The following is a 13508-nucleotide window of genomic DNA, read 5'->3' as shown; positions in this document are numbered from 1 at the left end:
TACTCTTGCTCACTTGAAATCCTCCGTGCTGGCGTGGTGTGTTGACGGCCCCACACCACAAGTACCCCGGAAAACGCCGGCGGTTACGCGTTTTTTTCGTGACGCGGCGCCACAGAGGATTCTGGCTATGCTTGTTTAAGGCCTAGCCATCCCTTCGTTGATTTCGGCAATGGCCATAACCGGAACCATGACGAGGGACTCGTCTTTCAATCTGTCCCTGTGCGCTTTTGTTTTTGCATAATCGGGCCCGCTTGGCACAGCCAACCGCGATATTACGTTTGTGTCTAAAAGGCGACCGTCCACGCACTCTATTCCATCTGCTCAAACGCCGCGATCAGTTCTGGCTCGGTAATCTCGGGCATCGCCCGAAGTGTTTGTACTGAACACCTCGCGAATTCCTCAGACACGTACATCCATAGCGGCACAGAGGGTGTGAATGATTCTGGAAAGTAGTCACCAAACTTGAAGGGTAGTGGGCGCGCTTCACCCCTAAATAAATCCAAAAGCTCACGCTCGAGTCTGGGCGGCAGATCGTATGCTCGCAAAATTATCGCATCAATCTGCCTAAGGGCAATCTCGGCAGCCTCCCACCTATGTGTCGAAACGGCTTCCAGGTATACCGCGACGGCTTTATCGGTGTCGCTACGAAGTGATTCAGACAACTTCGGAACTGGGAGCTTTTCCAGGTCTCTGCGAGAGAGGGCTTGTCCTTCACGTCCATAAGCAAACGCATTTGCGAGGGGGTTGTTCAGGATGGCTGCCAAGACAGTGGTACACGCTGGGTCGTTTGGCCACGCCGCCAGGAAAGTACGATAGCATATCAGCCCGTTGAAGTCGGCAAATGCCGACAACCTCCACGGTCCACGCGACCGGCGATTCCCGTTCATTATTACTTTTGGTGTATCCCACGGAAGACTATAGGCGTTCCTTCGCCGATCTTCAGGCTTCATGCTCAAATGCATGGTATCTGGCACCTGAAACGCTTCGATCTTTGCAAGCGGTGGTACTCCCTCCCGCGTCCAGTCTTCTGCGGTGTGGCGCACAAGCTCGTTGCGGTACTTCTTCAATGGGCGATTCCACTCGATTCCCTTTCTGATCCTTGCCACCGTACCCAGCAAGTCAAATCCCTCTAAATACATCCACAGATTGCGAAGTAGCGGGATTGAAAGACTCCTCGCTGCATCCGCCGCTGTTTTGACGCACACATCGTCGCTACTGACACGATGAGTTCTACTAAATGCCTCCCAGTCTGTCCTGCTCACGCGACGATGGCGAACCGTGCTTGATTGTCCACCAGAGCGAGGTTGGGTGGCAATGAGCAGCACAGTTTCAACTCCAGAATTAGATCCACGGAACGCAGTGTCTGGAAGTGAAACTAAATCTAAGCTGGCAAAGCGGTCGATGAGCCTGGTCCTGGCCTGCTCGTACCATCCACTATCAAGGAATTTTCTCGGCAGAACGAAGCCCAGCACTCCTTGCGGATGAAGGCTATCAAGCACACGGTTGAGAATCTCCACCGGCTTATGCACCGATTGTGTTGAGGCGCGCAACGGATCAGATGTAGAGAAACTTTGGAATGGTGGATTGCAGAGAACTATTCTCGTGTTGCGGAGCTTCTCTTCTAGCGCTTTCTGTTGTGCGCGGAAGACGTCCCCGCTGAAAATCTGCCAATGGTTTGGATTTGGGAAGTCAGCAAGGGTCAAGCATAGACGGGCAATTTCCACGCCAATTGCCTCCTGCTCAAACCCAAGGAGCTTTGAGGTAAAATACTTGTGTCGTGCTTTATGGTCGGTATTACTGGGAAGCAACTCGCGAAGCCGCTGCATTGCCGAGACCAAAAATGTCGCGCTTCCGCAGCACGGCTCGACCACAATTCTGCGGTGCGTATCGAAGGCTTCAAATGGCAGTTGATCGACGATGAATTTCGCGACGCTTCTGGGCGTGCTGTGAATCCCTAGGGCTTCGCGAATGTCTTTCGAGACAAACGTATTCGCCCAAATGTGCGTCAACACGTCAATCGAGACGTTCCGAAGGTCAACGCCGCCCCACAGTTTTTTGTAGACCGCCTCGCGAGACGCTCGATTTAGCATCGCAGGCAGGTGCTCGCCGTAATAGTCCGCAACCGCTGCGAGTACCTCGTCTGGATTGGAGTTGATGTCAAACGCTACGAACGGGTCGATGCGACGGTCGTGAAAGATTTTTCCAGCCAGCAACCAGAATGCTAGCTGAAACATGTGATGGGCATTGAGAGCCGCATGCGACGTTTGGTTGTAGACGCGTTTTGCAGCACTGCACGCTCTTTTTAACAGAGGGTCGAGCTTTTCGCGGATATGATGCTCGAGTTCAGGAATTAGGTCGAAGTCAAAGAGGACGCGCTGATCTAGGCTTGCCTTCGAGGCGACGTTTTTAGCGCGCAGCACACTAAGTGGAAGCCAATCATCGGCGTGCTTCTGAAAGACATCGTCAATGTTGTCTAGGTCGAACTGGCTGATTCTTGTGGTCGAGTCCTGCTCTGCCCCTACGCCCCAGCACTGCACATTGACAGCAGTAATCTCAAAAGCGAAGGGGGCGCCGAGCGCTCTGAAGTCTTGCACCAACTCTCGCCCAGTTTTGTGGGAAGGTGGCAAAACTGAAAAACAAGCCGTCTCGTATGACAGCGGTGTTTGCCCGAATGCGGCAATAGGCACCGATCTTTCTTGGCGGCCATCCGAAAACCAGTCTGGGAACGAGTAGTCTTCGGCCAGAAGATCGCCCCGATAGCCGAGACCCTCAAGATGGGAGCGTAATGCGCCGAATAGTCGTTCCCGATCGTCTCTAAAAAAGCGCGCGGTCATAGGTGCCCTTGATCCGTGCCGGTAACCCTGTAGAATATAGCGTCCGTTCGTTCACGCCATTCGGACCAACACCAATTGGTCTGGGCATCCTAGGTTTTCGATCAGGGTTTTCCCGACGCTCTATATCGTTTAGGCGAACCTTCTTGCCTCGCGTCTTTTCTTTTGCCAGAAAGCGGGTGGCAGCCTTCTGCCGCCCGTATCAGAACCGACCGCGCCCATCGCGCAAATTCCCCATCGGCCCCCATAATCAGCTTCTTTTCTTCTGCCGATACGGGAATCCGCAACGTCTCAACTTTGCGGAGGGAGGGGTCTTTCTTGGGGCGCGGCGTAACAGCGAAATCTTAGCCAAAATTTTACCATCTGTCAATCCGGCTATTGACGCGCAGGTGATCCGGCAAATTCTTGTCTTTGGCATAGCAGAAATGAGCTTCTGGCTGAGACGGCTCTGCGCCGACCCGCCTGTTTGGCGTTCGTCCCGAGCACGTGGCGAGCGAAGCAACCTGGCGGGATTTCATCGCTTTCGGAATGGCGATAATGGGAAAGTCGCACGCGCCACGCGCGGGCTAGCCGGCCAGCGCTTCCAGCGCCTCCCAGCGGTCGTAGGCTGCGGCCAGTTCCTGCTCCAGCGCGGAGAGCTGGGCGTTGTCTTGGGCAATCTCAACGCCGGGGCGCTGATAAAACGCCGGATTCGACATCGCCTCGTGCATCTCGCGCCGCTCCGCTTCCAAGGTCTCGATTCGCCGCGGCAGCGCCGCCAGCTCTTGCTTCTCCTTATGGGTCAGCTTCCGCCGACGCTCCTCTTGCCGAGGGGCCGCCTTGCCCGCGACGGGCGCGGGCGACGCCGCCGCTGCCGATCGCGCCGGCGCGGGCCGCTGTTCGAGATAGTCGTCGTAGCCGCCGGCGTATTCGTACACGGCCCCGTCCGTCTCGATCGCCAGCGTACACGTCACCACGTCGTTCAAGAACGCTCGATCGTGGCTCACCAGCAGCACCGTCGCTGGATATTCCGCCAGCAGGCTCTCCAAGAGTTCCAAGGTTTCGATGTCGAGGTCGTTGGTCGGCTCGTCGAACACCAGCACGTTCGACGGCTTTGTGAACAGCCGCGCCAGCAACAACCGGCTGCGCTCGCCGCCGGAGAGAAACTTGACCGGGGTCCGCGACCGTTCGGGCAAAAACAGAAAGTCTTGCAAGTAGCCCAGAATGTGCCGAGACTGGCCGTTGAAGGTGATCGTCTCGTAATCGGTGACGTTCTCTTGAACGGTCCGCTCTTCGTCCAGCGTGGCCTTCAACTGGTCGAAGTAAGCGACTTCCAGCCGCGTGCCATGGCGCACCGTGCCCTGGCGCGGCGGCAACTCGCCCAGCAACAGCCGCAACAGTGTGGTCTTGCCCGAACCATTGGGTCCGATGATGCCTACCTTGTCGCCGCGCATGATCGACGCGGTCAGCCCCTGAATGACCGGGCGCTCGCCGTAAGCGAAGCTCACGCCCTTGGCCTCGATCACCAATCGCCCCGACGCTTCGGCCTGCTGGGCCTCGATTCGCGCCACGCCCTGCACGTCTCGCCGTCGCCGCCGCTCTTCGCGCATCGCCTTCAGCGCCCGCACGCGGCCCTCGTCGCGGGTGCGTCGGGCCTCGATCCCTTTGCGAATCCAAACTTCTTCCTGCGCCAGCCGCTTGTCGAACAGTTCGTTCCGTCGGGCTTCGGCGGCCAGCGCCGCTTCCTTACGCTCGAGAAACGTCGCGTAATCGCAACGCCAATCGAACAGCCGCCCGCGGTCGAGCTCGACGATGCGCGTGGCCAGTCGTTCAAGCAAGGCCCGGTCGTGCGTCACAAAGATCAACGTCCCGCTGAAACGAAGCAAAAAGTCTTCCAGCCAACAGATGGCGTCGATGTCGAGATGGTTGGTCGGCTCGTCGAGCAGCAGGATATCGGGCTCGCCGACAAGGGCCTTCGCCAGCAACACCCGGCGTTTCATGCCCGCGGAGAGCGACGGAAACATCGCGTCGGGCGGCAGCTCCATGCGGGAGAGGACGGCCTCGACGCGGTGTTCGGCGCCCCGCACCTCTCGTCCGGCGGCGCGCAGACCGGCGGCCACTTCCTCGAAGACCGAGCCGCCCGCGCCCTGCGGCACTTCTTGCGGCAGCCGGGCCACGCGGAGCGATTGCGGTCGGACGATTTCGCCCGCGTCGGGCAAAAGCTCCCCCGCGATCAGCTTGAGCAGTGTGCTCTTGCCTTCGCCATTGCGGCCCAACAGGCAAATGCGTTCGCCGCGATCGACGGTCCAGTCGACGCGATCGAGGAGCGGCGGTCCGCCGAAATCGAGACTGATTTCACGCAGGGTCAGGAGGGCCATCTTACTCAAAAATCTGCCTGTCCGGCACGTTCGGCCAGAAACCGCTCCACCAGCGGCACGATTCGCTCGTGGGCGTCCACGATCAAGTAGTGTGAGGCATCGAAAAGGCGATGCACCTCCGCTTCGGGAAAAAACTCCAGAAAGCGTTCCAGAAAGTGCGGCGTGAAACACCAGTCCTGCATTCCCCATACGAGCATGACGGGGCGTTTGCGAAGCGTCGCCAAGCCATGCTCGACCGTTTTCAGCGTCGCGTAACTGGGATGACGCGGCGAAAGCGGAATGTCCATCACGAAGCGGTGAATCGCGATGCGGTTGGCCCAGGAATCGTACGGCGCCAACAGGCCGCCACGCACCTGGGACGTCATGCGTTCGTGCTTGGCCACAGCCATCGTCAACGCCGCACGGGCAAAGGCGTTCAAGCCCCTGACCGCCAGTTCGCCCAACAGCGGCGTTCGGCAAAGGCGAATCCGCCAGGGAATGCGGCGCGAGCGAAAGGCGGCCGTATTGAACAGCACAAAACGGCGGAATCGCTCCGGCTCGGCCACCGCAGCACCCAGGCCGATGGCTCCGCCCCAGTCGTGGGCCAACAACGTCAAGTTGTCGAGCCGCAGGTGATCGATCAGCCGCCGCAGGTTGTCGATGTGCCGGGCCAGCCGGTACTCATATCGCTGCGGCTTGTCTGACAGGCCGCACCCCACATGGTCGGGCACGATCAGCCGGTAGTTGCCTCGCAGCCCCTTGACGATCTCACACCAGTGGAACGACCAGGTCGGATTGCCATGCACCAGCAACAGCGGCTCGCCCTGGCCCTCGTCGAGATAGTGGTAACGAATGCCGTCGAGATCGAGCCAGTGCGACTCGAAGGGGTACAACGCCCGCCAATCGTGCTCGTTTGACATGAATGATGTGGGCGATGTCCTTGTAGGCGTTTCAGGCGGTATATGCTAAACCAGTTCTTCCCGCAAGCCTTCTCTGCCCTATGATTGTGATATGCCCGAACAGGTCTTTTTAGCCGAACACTTCATCAACCGCGAGTTGAGCTGGCTGGAATTCAACGCCCGCGTGCTGGAAGAGGCCGCGGACGAATCGAATCCGCTCTTGGAGCGGGTGAAGTTCCTGGCCATCTTCAGCTCGAATCTCGACGAGTTTTTCATGGTCCGCGTGGCGGGGCTGCGCGAACAGGCGTTCGGCGACGGCGCCCCGGAAGACTACTCGCCCGACGGCCTGCGGGCCATCGTGCAGTTGCAGCGGATCGCCGCACGGTCGAAAGAGCTGGTGGCCGCTCAGTACCGCTGCTGGAACGAATCGGTGCTGCCTCAGCTCGCCGAGCAGCGCATCCGAATGTTGAAGCACAACGAGCTGTCGCCCGATCAGCGCGTGACGCTCGACCGCTTTTTCACCGAGCGGGCGTTTCCGATTCTCACGCCGATGGCGGTCGATCCGGCCCATCCCAGCCCGCGCTATCACAACCGCGGCCTCTACCTGGCGACGATGCTCGAACGCGAGCACGGCCTTGGACCCAAACACTTGTTCGCGGTCGTGCAGTTGCCGCAGGTCTTGCCGCGGCTGGTACCGCTGAGCCAGGGCGACGACTTGCAATTCATCTTGCTGGAAGACGCCGTTTCGGCCCGGTTGCCCGAATTGTTCGGCGGCTTCGAAGTGCAGAGCAGCACCACGTTTCGCATCACGCGCGACAGCGACATCGAGCTGTTGGAGCAAGAATCGGACGACATGCTGCGGCTGATCGAAGACCGCCTCAAGGCCCGCCAGCGCGGGCAGGCCGTGCGGCTGGAAGTGGCCGCCAGCAGCAGCGAAGAGCTGATTCGCATGATCGTCGAGCCGGAAGAACTGCACGAGGGCGACCAGAACCCACCCGATTCGTACAGCGAGGTGTACCGCATTCCCGGCCCGCTCGACCTGACCGGCATGATGGACCTGTTGCGCGTGCCCGGCCGGGAGCACCTGCGCGATCCGCCCTTCACGCCGCGGATTCCGCGGGGGCGGCGTTCGCGCGGCGGTGACGACATTTTCGCCAACATCCGCCGCAACGACATCTTGTTGCACCATCCGTTCGAGTCGTTCGATCCGGTGGTGGAGTTCGTCAACCGGGCGGCCAAAGATCCCAACGTGCTGGCCATCAAGCAGACGCTCTACCGCACCAGCGGCGATTCGCCGGTGACGCGCGCCCTGATGCAGGCGGCCGAGAACGGCAAGCACGTGACGGCCCTGGTCGAACTCAAGGCCCGTTTCGACGAAGAAGCCAACGTGAGTTGGGCGCGGCAGCTCGAACGCTCCGGCGTACACGTGGTGTTCGGCTTTCTCGACCTCAAGACGCACTGCAAGCTGTCGCTCATCGTGCGGCAAGAGGGCGGCGTGGTGCGGCGATACGTCCACCTCTCGTCGGGCAACTACAACCCAACCACGGCTCTGGTTTACACCGATCTCGGCCTGTTCACGGCCAACGAGGACATCGCGGCCGACGCCTCGGCCTTGTTCAATCTGCTGACCGGCTACTCGCAAGGGCATCCTTGGCGGAAGCTGGTGGTGGCCCCCGCCGACCTGCACCGCCGCACGATCGAGCTGATCGACGAGCAGGCCCAGCGCGCCCGTCAAGGGCGGCCCTCGCGGATCTTCGCCAAGCTCAATTCGCTGGTCGATTACCGGGTGATCGAGTCGCTCTATCGGGCCAGCCAGGCGGGCGTGCCGATCGACCTGGTTTGCCGCGGCATTTGCTGTCTGCGTCCCGGCCTGCCCGGCATTTCCGAGACGGTCCGCGTGCGGACGATCGTCGATCGGTTCTTGGAGCACAGCCGCATCTTCGCCTTCAGTCCCGACGACGAGGCGCGGGTGTTTCTGGCCAGTGCCGATTGGATGCCGCGCAATTTTTACCGTCGGGTGGAGGTGATGTTTCCCATCGAGGCGCCCGAGTTGAAGCAGCGGATCTTGACGGAGATCATTCCCGCCTATCTGCGCGACAACGTGAAAGCCCGCTTGCTGCGGACCGACGGCAGCCACGTGCGGATCCAACCGCAGGAAGGCGAGCCGCGTTATCGCGTGCAGGAAGAGCTGCTCAGCCTGCGGCCGGAACTGATCGTCGGCGACTCCGGCATCTCGGGCAACGGCGCGCTGGTGGCCGGCGAAGCCGCGGCGGCGAGGGCGTGAGGGAGAAGCGCGGCATGACGGCCATTCATTTCAACACGGTCAATCAGACGTATCGCCAGCTTTTAGGCAACGGGCTCTCGTATCGAGTGCCGCGGTTCCAGCGCGACTATAGTTGGTCGCAGGATGAATGGGACGACCTCTGGCAGGATATTCAAGGCGTTTTGCTCCCTACGGGCGAACCGGCCCATTACATGGGTTATTTGGTACTGCAAACCAGCGACAACAAGGCGTTCGATGTGATTGACGGCCAGCAGCGGCTGACCACGCTCAGCGTGCTGGTGCTGGCGGTGCTGCGAGTGCTCCAGGACCTCGTTGAGGAAGGGGTCGAGCCGGAGAACAACCGCCGGCGCATCGAGCAGTTGCGCAGCTCGTATATCGGCTATCTCGATCCCGTGACGCTGGTGGCCCAGTCGAAGCTCACGTTGAACCGAAACAACGACGGCTTTTACAAAGATTATCTGCTGCCGCTGCAGAAGCTGCCGCAGCGCGGCCTGCGCGCTTCCGAGCGCCTCCTGCGCGGGGCGTTCGAATGGTTTTACCGGCAGGTTGGCGAGGCGTATGGACCGGCCGGGCGCGGAGCCGAGTTGGCGCGGCTGATCGATGAACTTTCGGACAAACTCTTTTTCACGGTCATCACGGTCACCGACGAGCTGAACGCCTTCAAAGTATTCGAGACGCTGAATGCGCGCGGTGTGCGCTTGTCGCCCACGGATCTGTTGAAGAACTACCTGTTTTCCGTCGTCCAGCGCGAAAGCGCGCACGCGGAAGAAATCGAGAGTCTCGAACGACGCTGGGAGACGATGGTCGGCCGGCTGGGAGGAGAGAGTTTTCCCGATTTCCTCCGCACGCATTGGAACAGCCGTAAGGGGTTTGTGCGCGAAGCCGACCTGTTCAAGACCCTGCGAGCCGAAACGCCGGACAAGGCCGGCGTCTTCCAGCTTCTGCGGCAAATGGAGGAGGATCTCGACGTCTATGCGGCGTTGTCGGATCCCGAAGATGCGCTTTGGAACGACGCCGAGCGGCGCCACGTTCGCGAGCTCCGCCTGTTTGGCGTCCGGCAGCCGTGGCCGTTCTTGCTCGCTTGCCGCCGGGCCTTTGATGCCGGCGACTTCGCCGACTTGCTTCGTGCGTGCAGCATCGTGTCGCTGCGCTACAACGTGATTGGCGGCATGGCATCGAACGAGCAGGAGCGCGTCTACAACCGCGTGGCCCAGCAGGTGGCCTCGAAACAGGTGGCCACTCCCGCCGAGACGATCCAAGGTTTGGCGTGGCTTTACCCGCCCGACAATGTTTTTCGAGCGGCCTTCGCCGAAAAAGTCATGCGGACTACGGCCTCGCGCAATCGGCAGGTCGCGCGTTACTTGCTCTTCAGCTTGGAGCGGCAATTGTCGGGCCAGGACCTTGACGTCGACAGCCCGCGATACAGCTTGGAACACGTCCTGCCGGAGAACCCGGACGTCCATTGGCCCCACTTTACCGACGAGCAGGCGATCGAGGCCGTCTACCGCCTCGGCAATCTCACTTTGCTGGAAGCCGACCTGAATCGGACGATTGGCAATGCGTCGTTCGACGAAAAGAAGCCGGTCTACACGCAAAGCGGCTTCCTGCTGACGCAACGTTTGCCGCTCGACAACGCGGAGTGGACGATCGATCGCATCGCCGAGCGGCAGCGTTGGATGGCCCGCCAGGCCACGTCGATCTGGCGTATCTCGCAGCTCGACTAGACGGCACTGGTGCCCGCTGGCGATTTGGGCCAAAATAGAGGCCGGCCGTTTCGGCAAACGACAACTGGGCCCTACACCTCTCGGCAGACTTGATGAAATCGCACTCCACAACCATTCTCACCGTCCGGCACCGGGGCACCGTGGCCATCGGCGGCGACGGGCAGGTCACGCTGGGCACCGCCGTCATGAAAGGCGACGCCAATAAAATCCGCCGCCTGCTCGACGGCAAAGTACTCACCGGCTTTGCCGGCGCTAGCGCCGACGCCTTCGCCCTGCTGGAACGCTTCGAAGCCAAGCTCAAGGACTATCCCTCCAACGTCCCGCGGGCGGCCACCGAGCTGGCCAAGGAGTGGCGCACCGACCGCGTGCTGCGGCGGCTGGAGGCCCTAATGGCCGTGGTCGACGCACGGTATACGCTGCTCGTCACCGGCAACGGCGACGTGATCCAGCCCACCGACGGCGTACTGGGCATCGGCTCCGGCGGAAGCTATGCTGTGGCCGCGGCACGGGCCCTGATCGCCCATTCCGAGCTGTCCGCGGCCCAAATTGTGCGGCAGTCGCTGGAGATCGCCGCCGGCATCGACATCTACACCAATACCAACATCACCCTGGAGGAATTGCCTTGCGAGACCTGACGCCGCGCCAGATCGTGGCCGAATTGGACCGGCATATCGTCGGCCAGCAAGACGCCAAGCGGGCCGTCGCCATTGCCATCCGCAATCGCTGGCGGCGTCAGCAGCTCAGCGAGGAGATGCGCACGGAAGTCGCTCCCAAAAATATCCTCATGATCGGCCCCACCGGCGTCGGCAAGACCGAGATCGCCCGCCGCCTGGCCAAGCTCACCGGCGCGCCGTTCATCAAGGTCGAAGCCACCAAGTACACCGAGGTCGGCTACTACGGCCGCGATGTGGAGAGCATGATCCGCGAGCTGGTCGAAAACGCCATCGGACTGGTGCGGGAAAGCGAGCGGGCCAAAGTCGAAAGCGAAGCCCGCGAGCGCGCCGAAGAGCGGCTGCTCGATCTGCTGGCGCCTCCGCCCGTGGGTGTGGACGACGAATCGGAGGAGGTTTCCAGGGAGGCCGGCGAGCGGCACGAGCGGACCCGCGAGAAAATGCGGGCACGGCTCCTGGCCGGCGACCTCGACGATCGCAAAGTCGAGCTGACGATCGAGCAAAAGGCGGTGCCCATGATGCTCACCGGCATGGGCATGGAGCAGGTCGATCTCGACCTGCAAGGGATGTTCGAGAAGATCATTCCCCGCAATACCTCGCGCCGCGAGCTGACCGTCAAAGAAGCCCGCAAGGTGATCCAGGAACAAGAGAGCGACGCTCTGATCAATCACGAAAAGGTGAACGCGTCGGCGATCGAGCTGGCCGAGAACGTCGGCATTATCTTCGTCGACGAAATCGACAAAGTCGTGGCCAGTGAGGGCAAGGGGGCCGACGTTTCGCGCCAGGGCGTGCAGCGCGACTTGCTGCCGATCGTCGAGGGCACGACGGTGCAAACGCGCTACGGCTACGTGAAGACCGACCACATTCTGTTCATTGCGGCAGGCGCGTTTCATCGTGCCAGCCCCAGCGAGCTGATGCCCGAACTGCAAGGCCGGTTTCCCATTCGCGTCGAGTTGCAAGACCTGACGAAAGACGATTTCATTCGCATTTTGACGGAGCCGAAGAGCGCCTTGACCAAGCAGTATCGCGCGCTTTTGGAGACGGAGGGCGTGGGACTGGAGTTCACGGCCGATGCGGTCGAATCGCTGGCCAATTTTGCCTTTCAAGTCAACCAGTCGACGCAGAACATCGGCGCCCGGCGGCTCTACACGATCATGGAACGTTTGCTGGAAGAACTTAGTTTCGAGGCGCCGGAGAAAAAAGGCGACCGCCTTAAGATTGATGCCGGGTACGTCAATCAGCGCCTGGAAAAGGTGGCCAAGGACGAGGATCTGAGTCAATTCATTTTGTAAGGGCGGCGCTTAGGCAAACACCTACGCACGAAAACCCAAGACCTCTCTACGTCGATTTCGTGTCGCACCAGGATCCCCGACCCACGCGCCGTGTTCCGCTCCATACGAAGATTCTGATCGGCTTGCTGCTGGGCGCCGGGCTGGGCCTGTCGGCCAACTGGCTGGCCGGGCAGCCGGTGAGGGCCGGCCAGACGAACCCGTCGGACGCCAACGCCAACGGTCTCCACGATTCGCTGGAATGGGTGGCCATCAACCTGGCCGAGCCGGTCGGCCAGATTTTCTTGCGGTTGATGTTCATGGTGGTCTTGCCGCTGGTGTTTTCGGCGCTGGCCCTGGCGGTAGTCGAAATCGGCGATGTGCGGCGGCTGGGAAAGCTCGGTCTGCGGACGCTCTTCTTCACCGCGATCTTGTCGGGGTCGGCGGTGGTCATCGGCACGACGCTGGTCGACGTCGTCCAGCCCGGCAAGTCGCTACGGCCGGAAAAGCGAGACGAGATCAAGGCCCGTTACCTTTCGCGGGCCCAACTCAACGTGGCCCAAGCCGGGGAAGCCAAGCCGCTGCGGCAGGTCGTCGTCGACATGCTGCCTCAGAACCCGTTGCAAGAAATGGTGGGCGCGATCGACGGCAGCTCGAAAGGCAACGGCATGCTGGCCGTGATGGTGTTTTCGCTGGTCTTCGGGGCGGCCATCGCGGCGGGCGGCCCGCGGTGCGCGACGCTCGTCGGATGGCTGGAAGGGCTGAACGTCGTGTCGATGGTCGTGATCGGCTGGGCGATGCGTCTGGCCCCGCTCGGCGCCGGCTGCCTCGTGTTCGCCATCACGGCCCAGCTCGGCATCGACATCGTGGTCACGCTGGCCTGGTTCGTGCTGACGGTGATTGCCGGCCTGGCACTGCACTTGCTGGTGACCTATCCCACGGTGTTGGTCGTCTTCAGCCGCGTCTCGCCGTGGAGTTTTTTTCGCAACGTCCGCGAGGCGATGCTGGTGGCCTTCGGCACTTCGTCGTCGAACGCCTCGCTTCCCACGGCCATCAAGGTGGCTGAAGACGACCTGCGGTTGCCGAAGGAAATCTCTCGGTTCGTGCTGACGGTGGGCGCGACCGGCAACCAGAACGGCACGGCGCTTTATGAGGGCGTGGTGGTGCTCTTCATGGCGCAGGTTTTCGGCCTCGATCTGACCTTGCCGCAGCAGCTTCAGGTGGTGCTGATGGCGGTGCTGGCCGGCGTGGGGACCGCGGGCGTGCCCGGCGGCTCGTTGCCGTTGATCGTCGTGTTGATGCAATCGGTCGGCATACCGGGCGAAGGGATCGGCATCATCATGGGCATCGACCGCTTGCTCGATATGTGCCGCACCGTGCTCAACGTGACGGGCGATCTTGTGGTGGCGACCTGCGTGGCCGGCGGCGCGCGGGAGGGCGAGGCGTAGGTGGAGAGGTAGGGTGGGGCCAGCGAGCTTGCGAGCGCCCGCCCACC

8 protein-coding genes are annotated in these 13508 nt (G+C 61.3%); 5 read left to right on the top strand and 3 right to left on the bottom strand.

From position 1 onward, the window contains the following. Nucleotides 1–308: 308 nt before the first annotated feature. The 3 genes from VNH11_36000 to VNH11_35990 form a co-directional block, all read right to left on the bottom strand. The gene (locus VNH11_36000; protein HVA51801.1) at nt 309–2834 is read right to left on the bottom strand and encodes an N-6 DNA methylase; all 2526 of its coding nucleotides are present in this window, start codon (nt 2832–2834) and stop codon (nt 309–311) included. 563 nt (nt 2835–3397) lie between these two features. Then, nucleotides 3398–5188 carry an ATP-binding cassette domain-containing protein gene (locus tag VNH11_35995; protein HVA51800.1) on the bottom strand — a complete coding sequence of 597 codons (1791 nt, stop codon included), beginning with the start codon at nt 5186–5188 and terminating at the stop codon, nt 3398–3400. A gap of 5 nt (nt 5189–5193) precedes the next feature. Then, on the bottom strand, nt 5194–6087 hold the full coding sequence (locus VNH11_35990) for an alpha/beta fold hydrolase (protein HVA51799.1): 894 nt from the start codon (nt 6085–6087) through the stop codon (nt 5194–5196). 91 nt (nt 6088–6178) lie between these two features. On the opposite strand from VNH11_35990, the gene ppk1 reads away from it, so the two are divergent. The 5 genes from ppk1 (at nt 6179) to VNH11_35965 (ending at nt 13461) form a co-directional block, all read left to right on the top strand. After that, nucleotides 6179–8350: a polyphosphate kinase 1 gene (gene ppk1 / locus VNH11_35985; protein HVA51798.1), complete on the top strand. Its 2172-nt coding sequence runs from the start codon at nt 6179–6181 to the stop codon at nt 8348–8350. A gap of 14 nt (nt 8351–8364) precedes the next feature. Continuing rightward, a complete protein-coding gene (locus VNH11_35980; protein HVA51797.1) occupies nt 8365–10074 on the top strand; it encodes a DUF262 domain-containing protein in 1710 nt (569 codons plus the stop codon). Nucleotides 10075–10166: 92 nt separating this feature from the next. Further along, on the top strand, nt 10167–10709 hold the full coding sequence (gene hslV, locus VNH11_35975) for an ATP-dependent protease subunit HslV (protein ID HVA51796.1): 543 nt from the start codon (nt 10167–10169) through the stop codon (nt 10707–10709). Next, nucleotides 10697–12037, top strand: coding sequence for an ATP-dependent protease ATPase subunit HslU (hslU, locus tag VNH11_35970; GenBank protein ID HVA51795.1), 1341 nt, complete (start codon nt 10697–10699; stop codon nt 12035–12037). Before hslV ends, hslU begins: the two co-directional genes overlap by 13 nt. A 59-nt stretch (nt 12038–12096) precedes the next feature. Next, a complete protein-coding gene (locus tag VNH11_35965) occupies nt 12097–13461 on the top strand; it encodes a dicarboxylate/amino acid:cation symporter (protein HVA51794.1) in 1365 nt (454 codons plus the stop codon). The last annotated feature ends 47 nt before the right edge of the window (nt 13462–13508 follow it).

It is taken from the genome of Pirellulales bacterium, assembly GCA_035533075.1.
In the GTDB taxonomy this organism is placed as follows: Bacteria; Planctomycetota; Planctomycetia; order Pirellulales; family JAICIG01; genus DASSFG01.
This window is presented reverse-complemented; position numbering and strand designations above follow the sequence as displayed.

What these genes read in the sequence shown, in the direction of transcription:
- VNH11_36000 (HVA51801.1), bottom strand. Translation starts at nt 2,834, where the DNA reads ATGACCGCGCGCTTTTTTAGAGACGATCGGGAACGACTATTCGGCGCA.
- VNH11_35995 (HVA51800.1), bottom strand. Translation starts at nt 5,188, where the DNA reads ATGGCCCTCCTGACCCTGCGTGAAATCAGTCTCGATTTCGGCGGACCG.
- VNH11_35990 (HVA51799.1), bottom strand. Translation starts at nt 6,087, where the DNA reads ATGTCAAACGAGCACGATTGGCGGGCGTTGTACCCCTTCGAGTCGCAC.
- ppk1 (HVA51798.1), top strand. Translation starts at nt 6,179, where the DNA reads ATGCCCGAACAGGTCTTTTTAGCCGAACACTTCATCAACCGCGAGTTG.
- VNH11_35980 (HVA51797.1), top strand. Translation starts at nt 8,365, where the DNA reads ATGACGGCCATTCATTTCAACACGGTCAATCAGACGTATCGCCAGCTT.
- hslV (HVA51796.1), top strand. Translation starts at nt 10,167, where the DNA reads ATGAAATCGCACTCCACAACCATTCTCACCGTCCGGCACCGGGGCACC.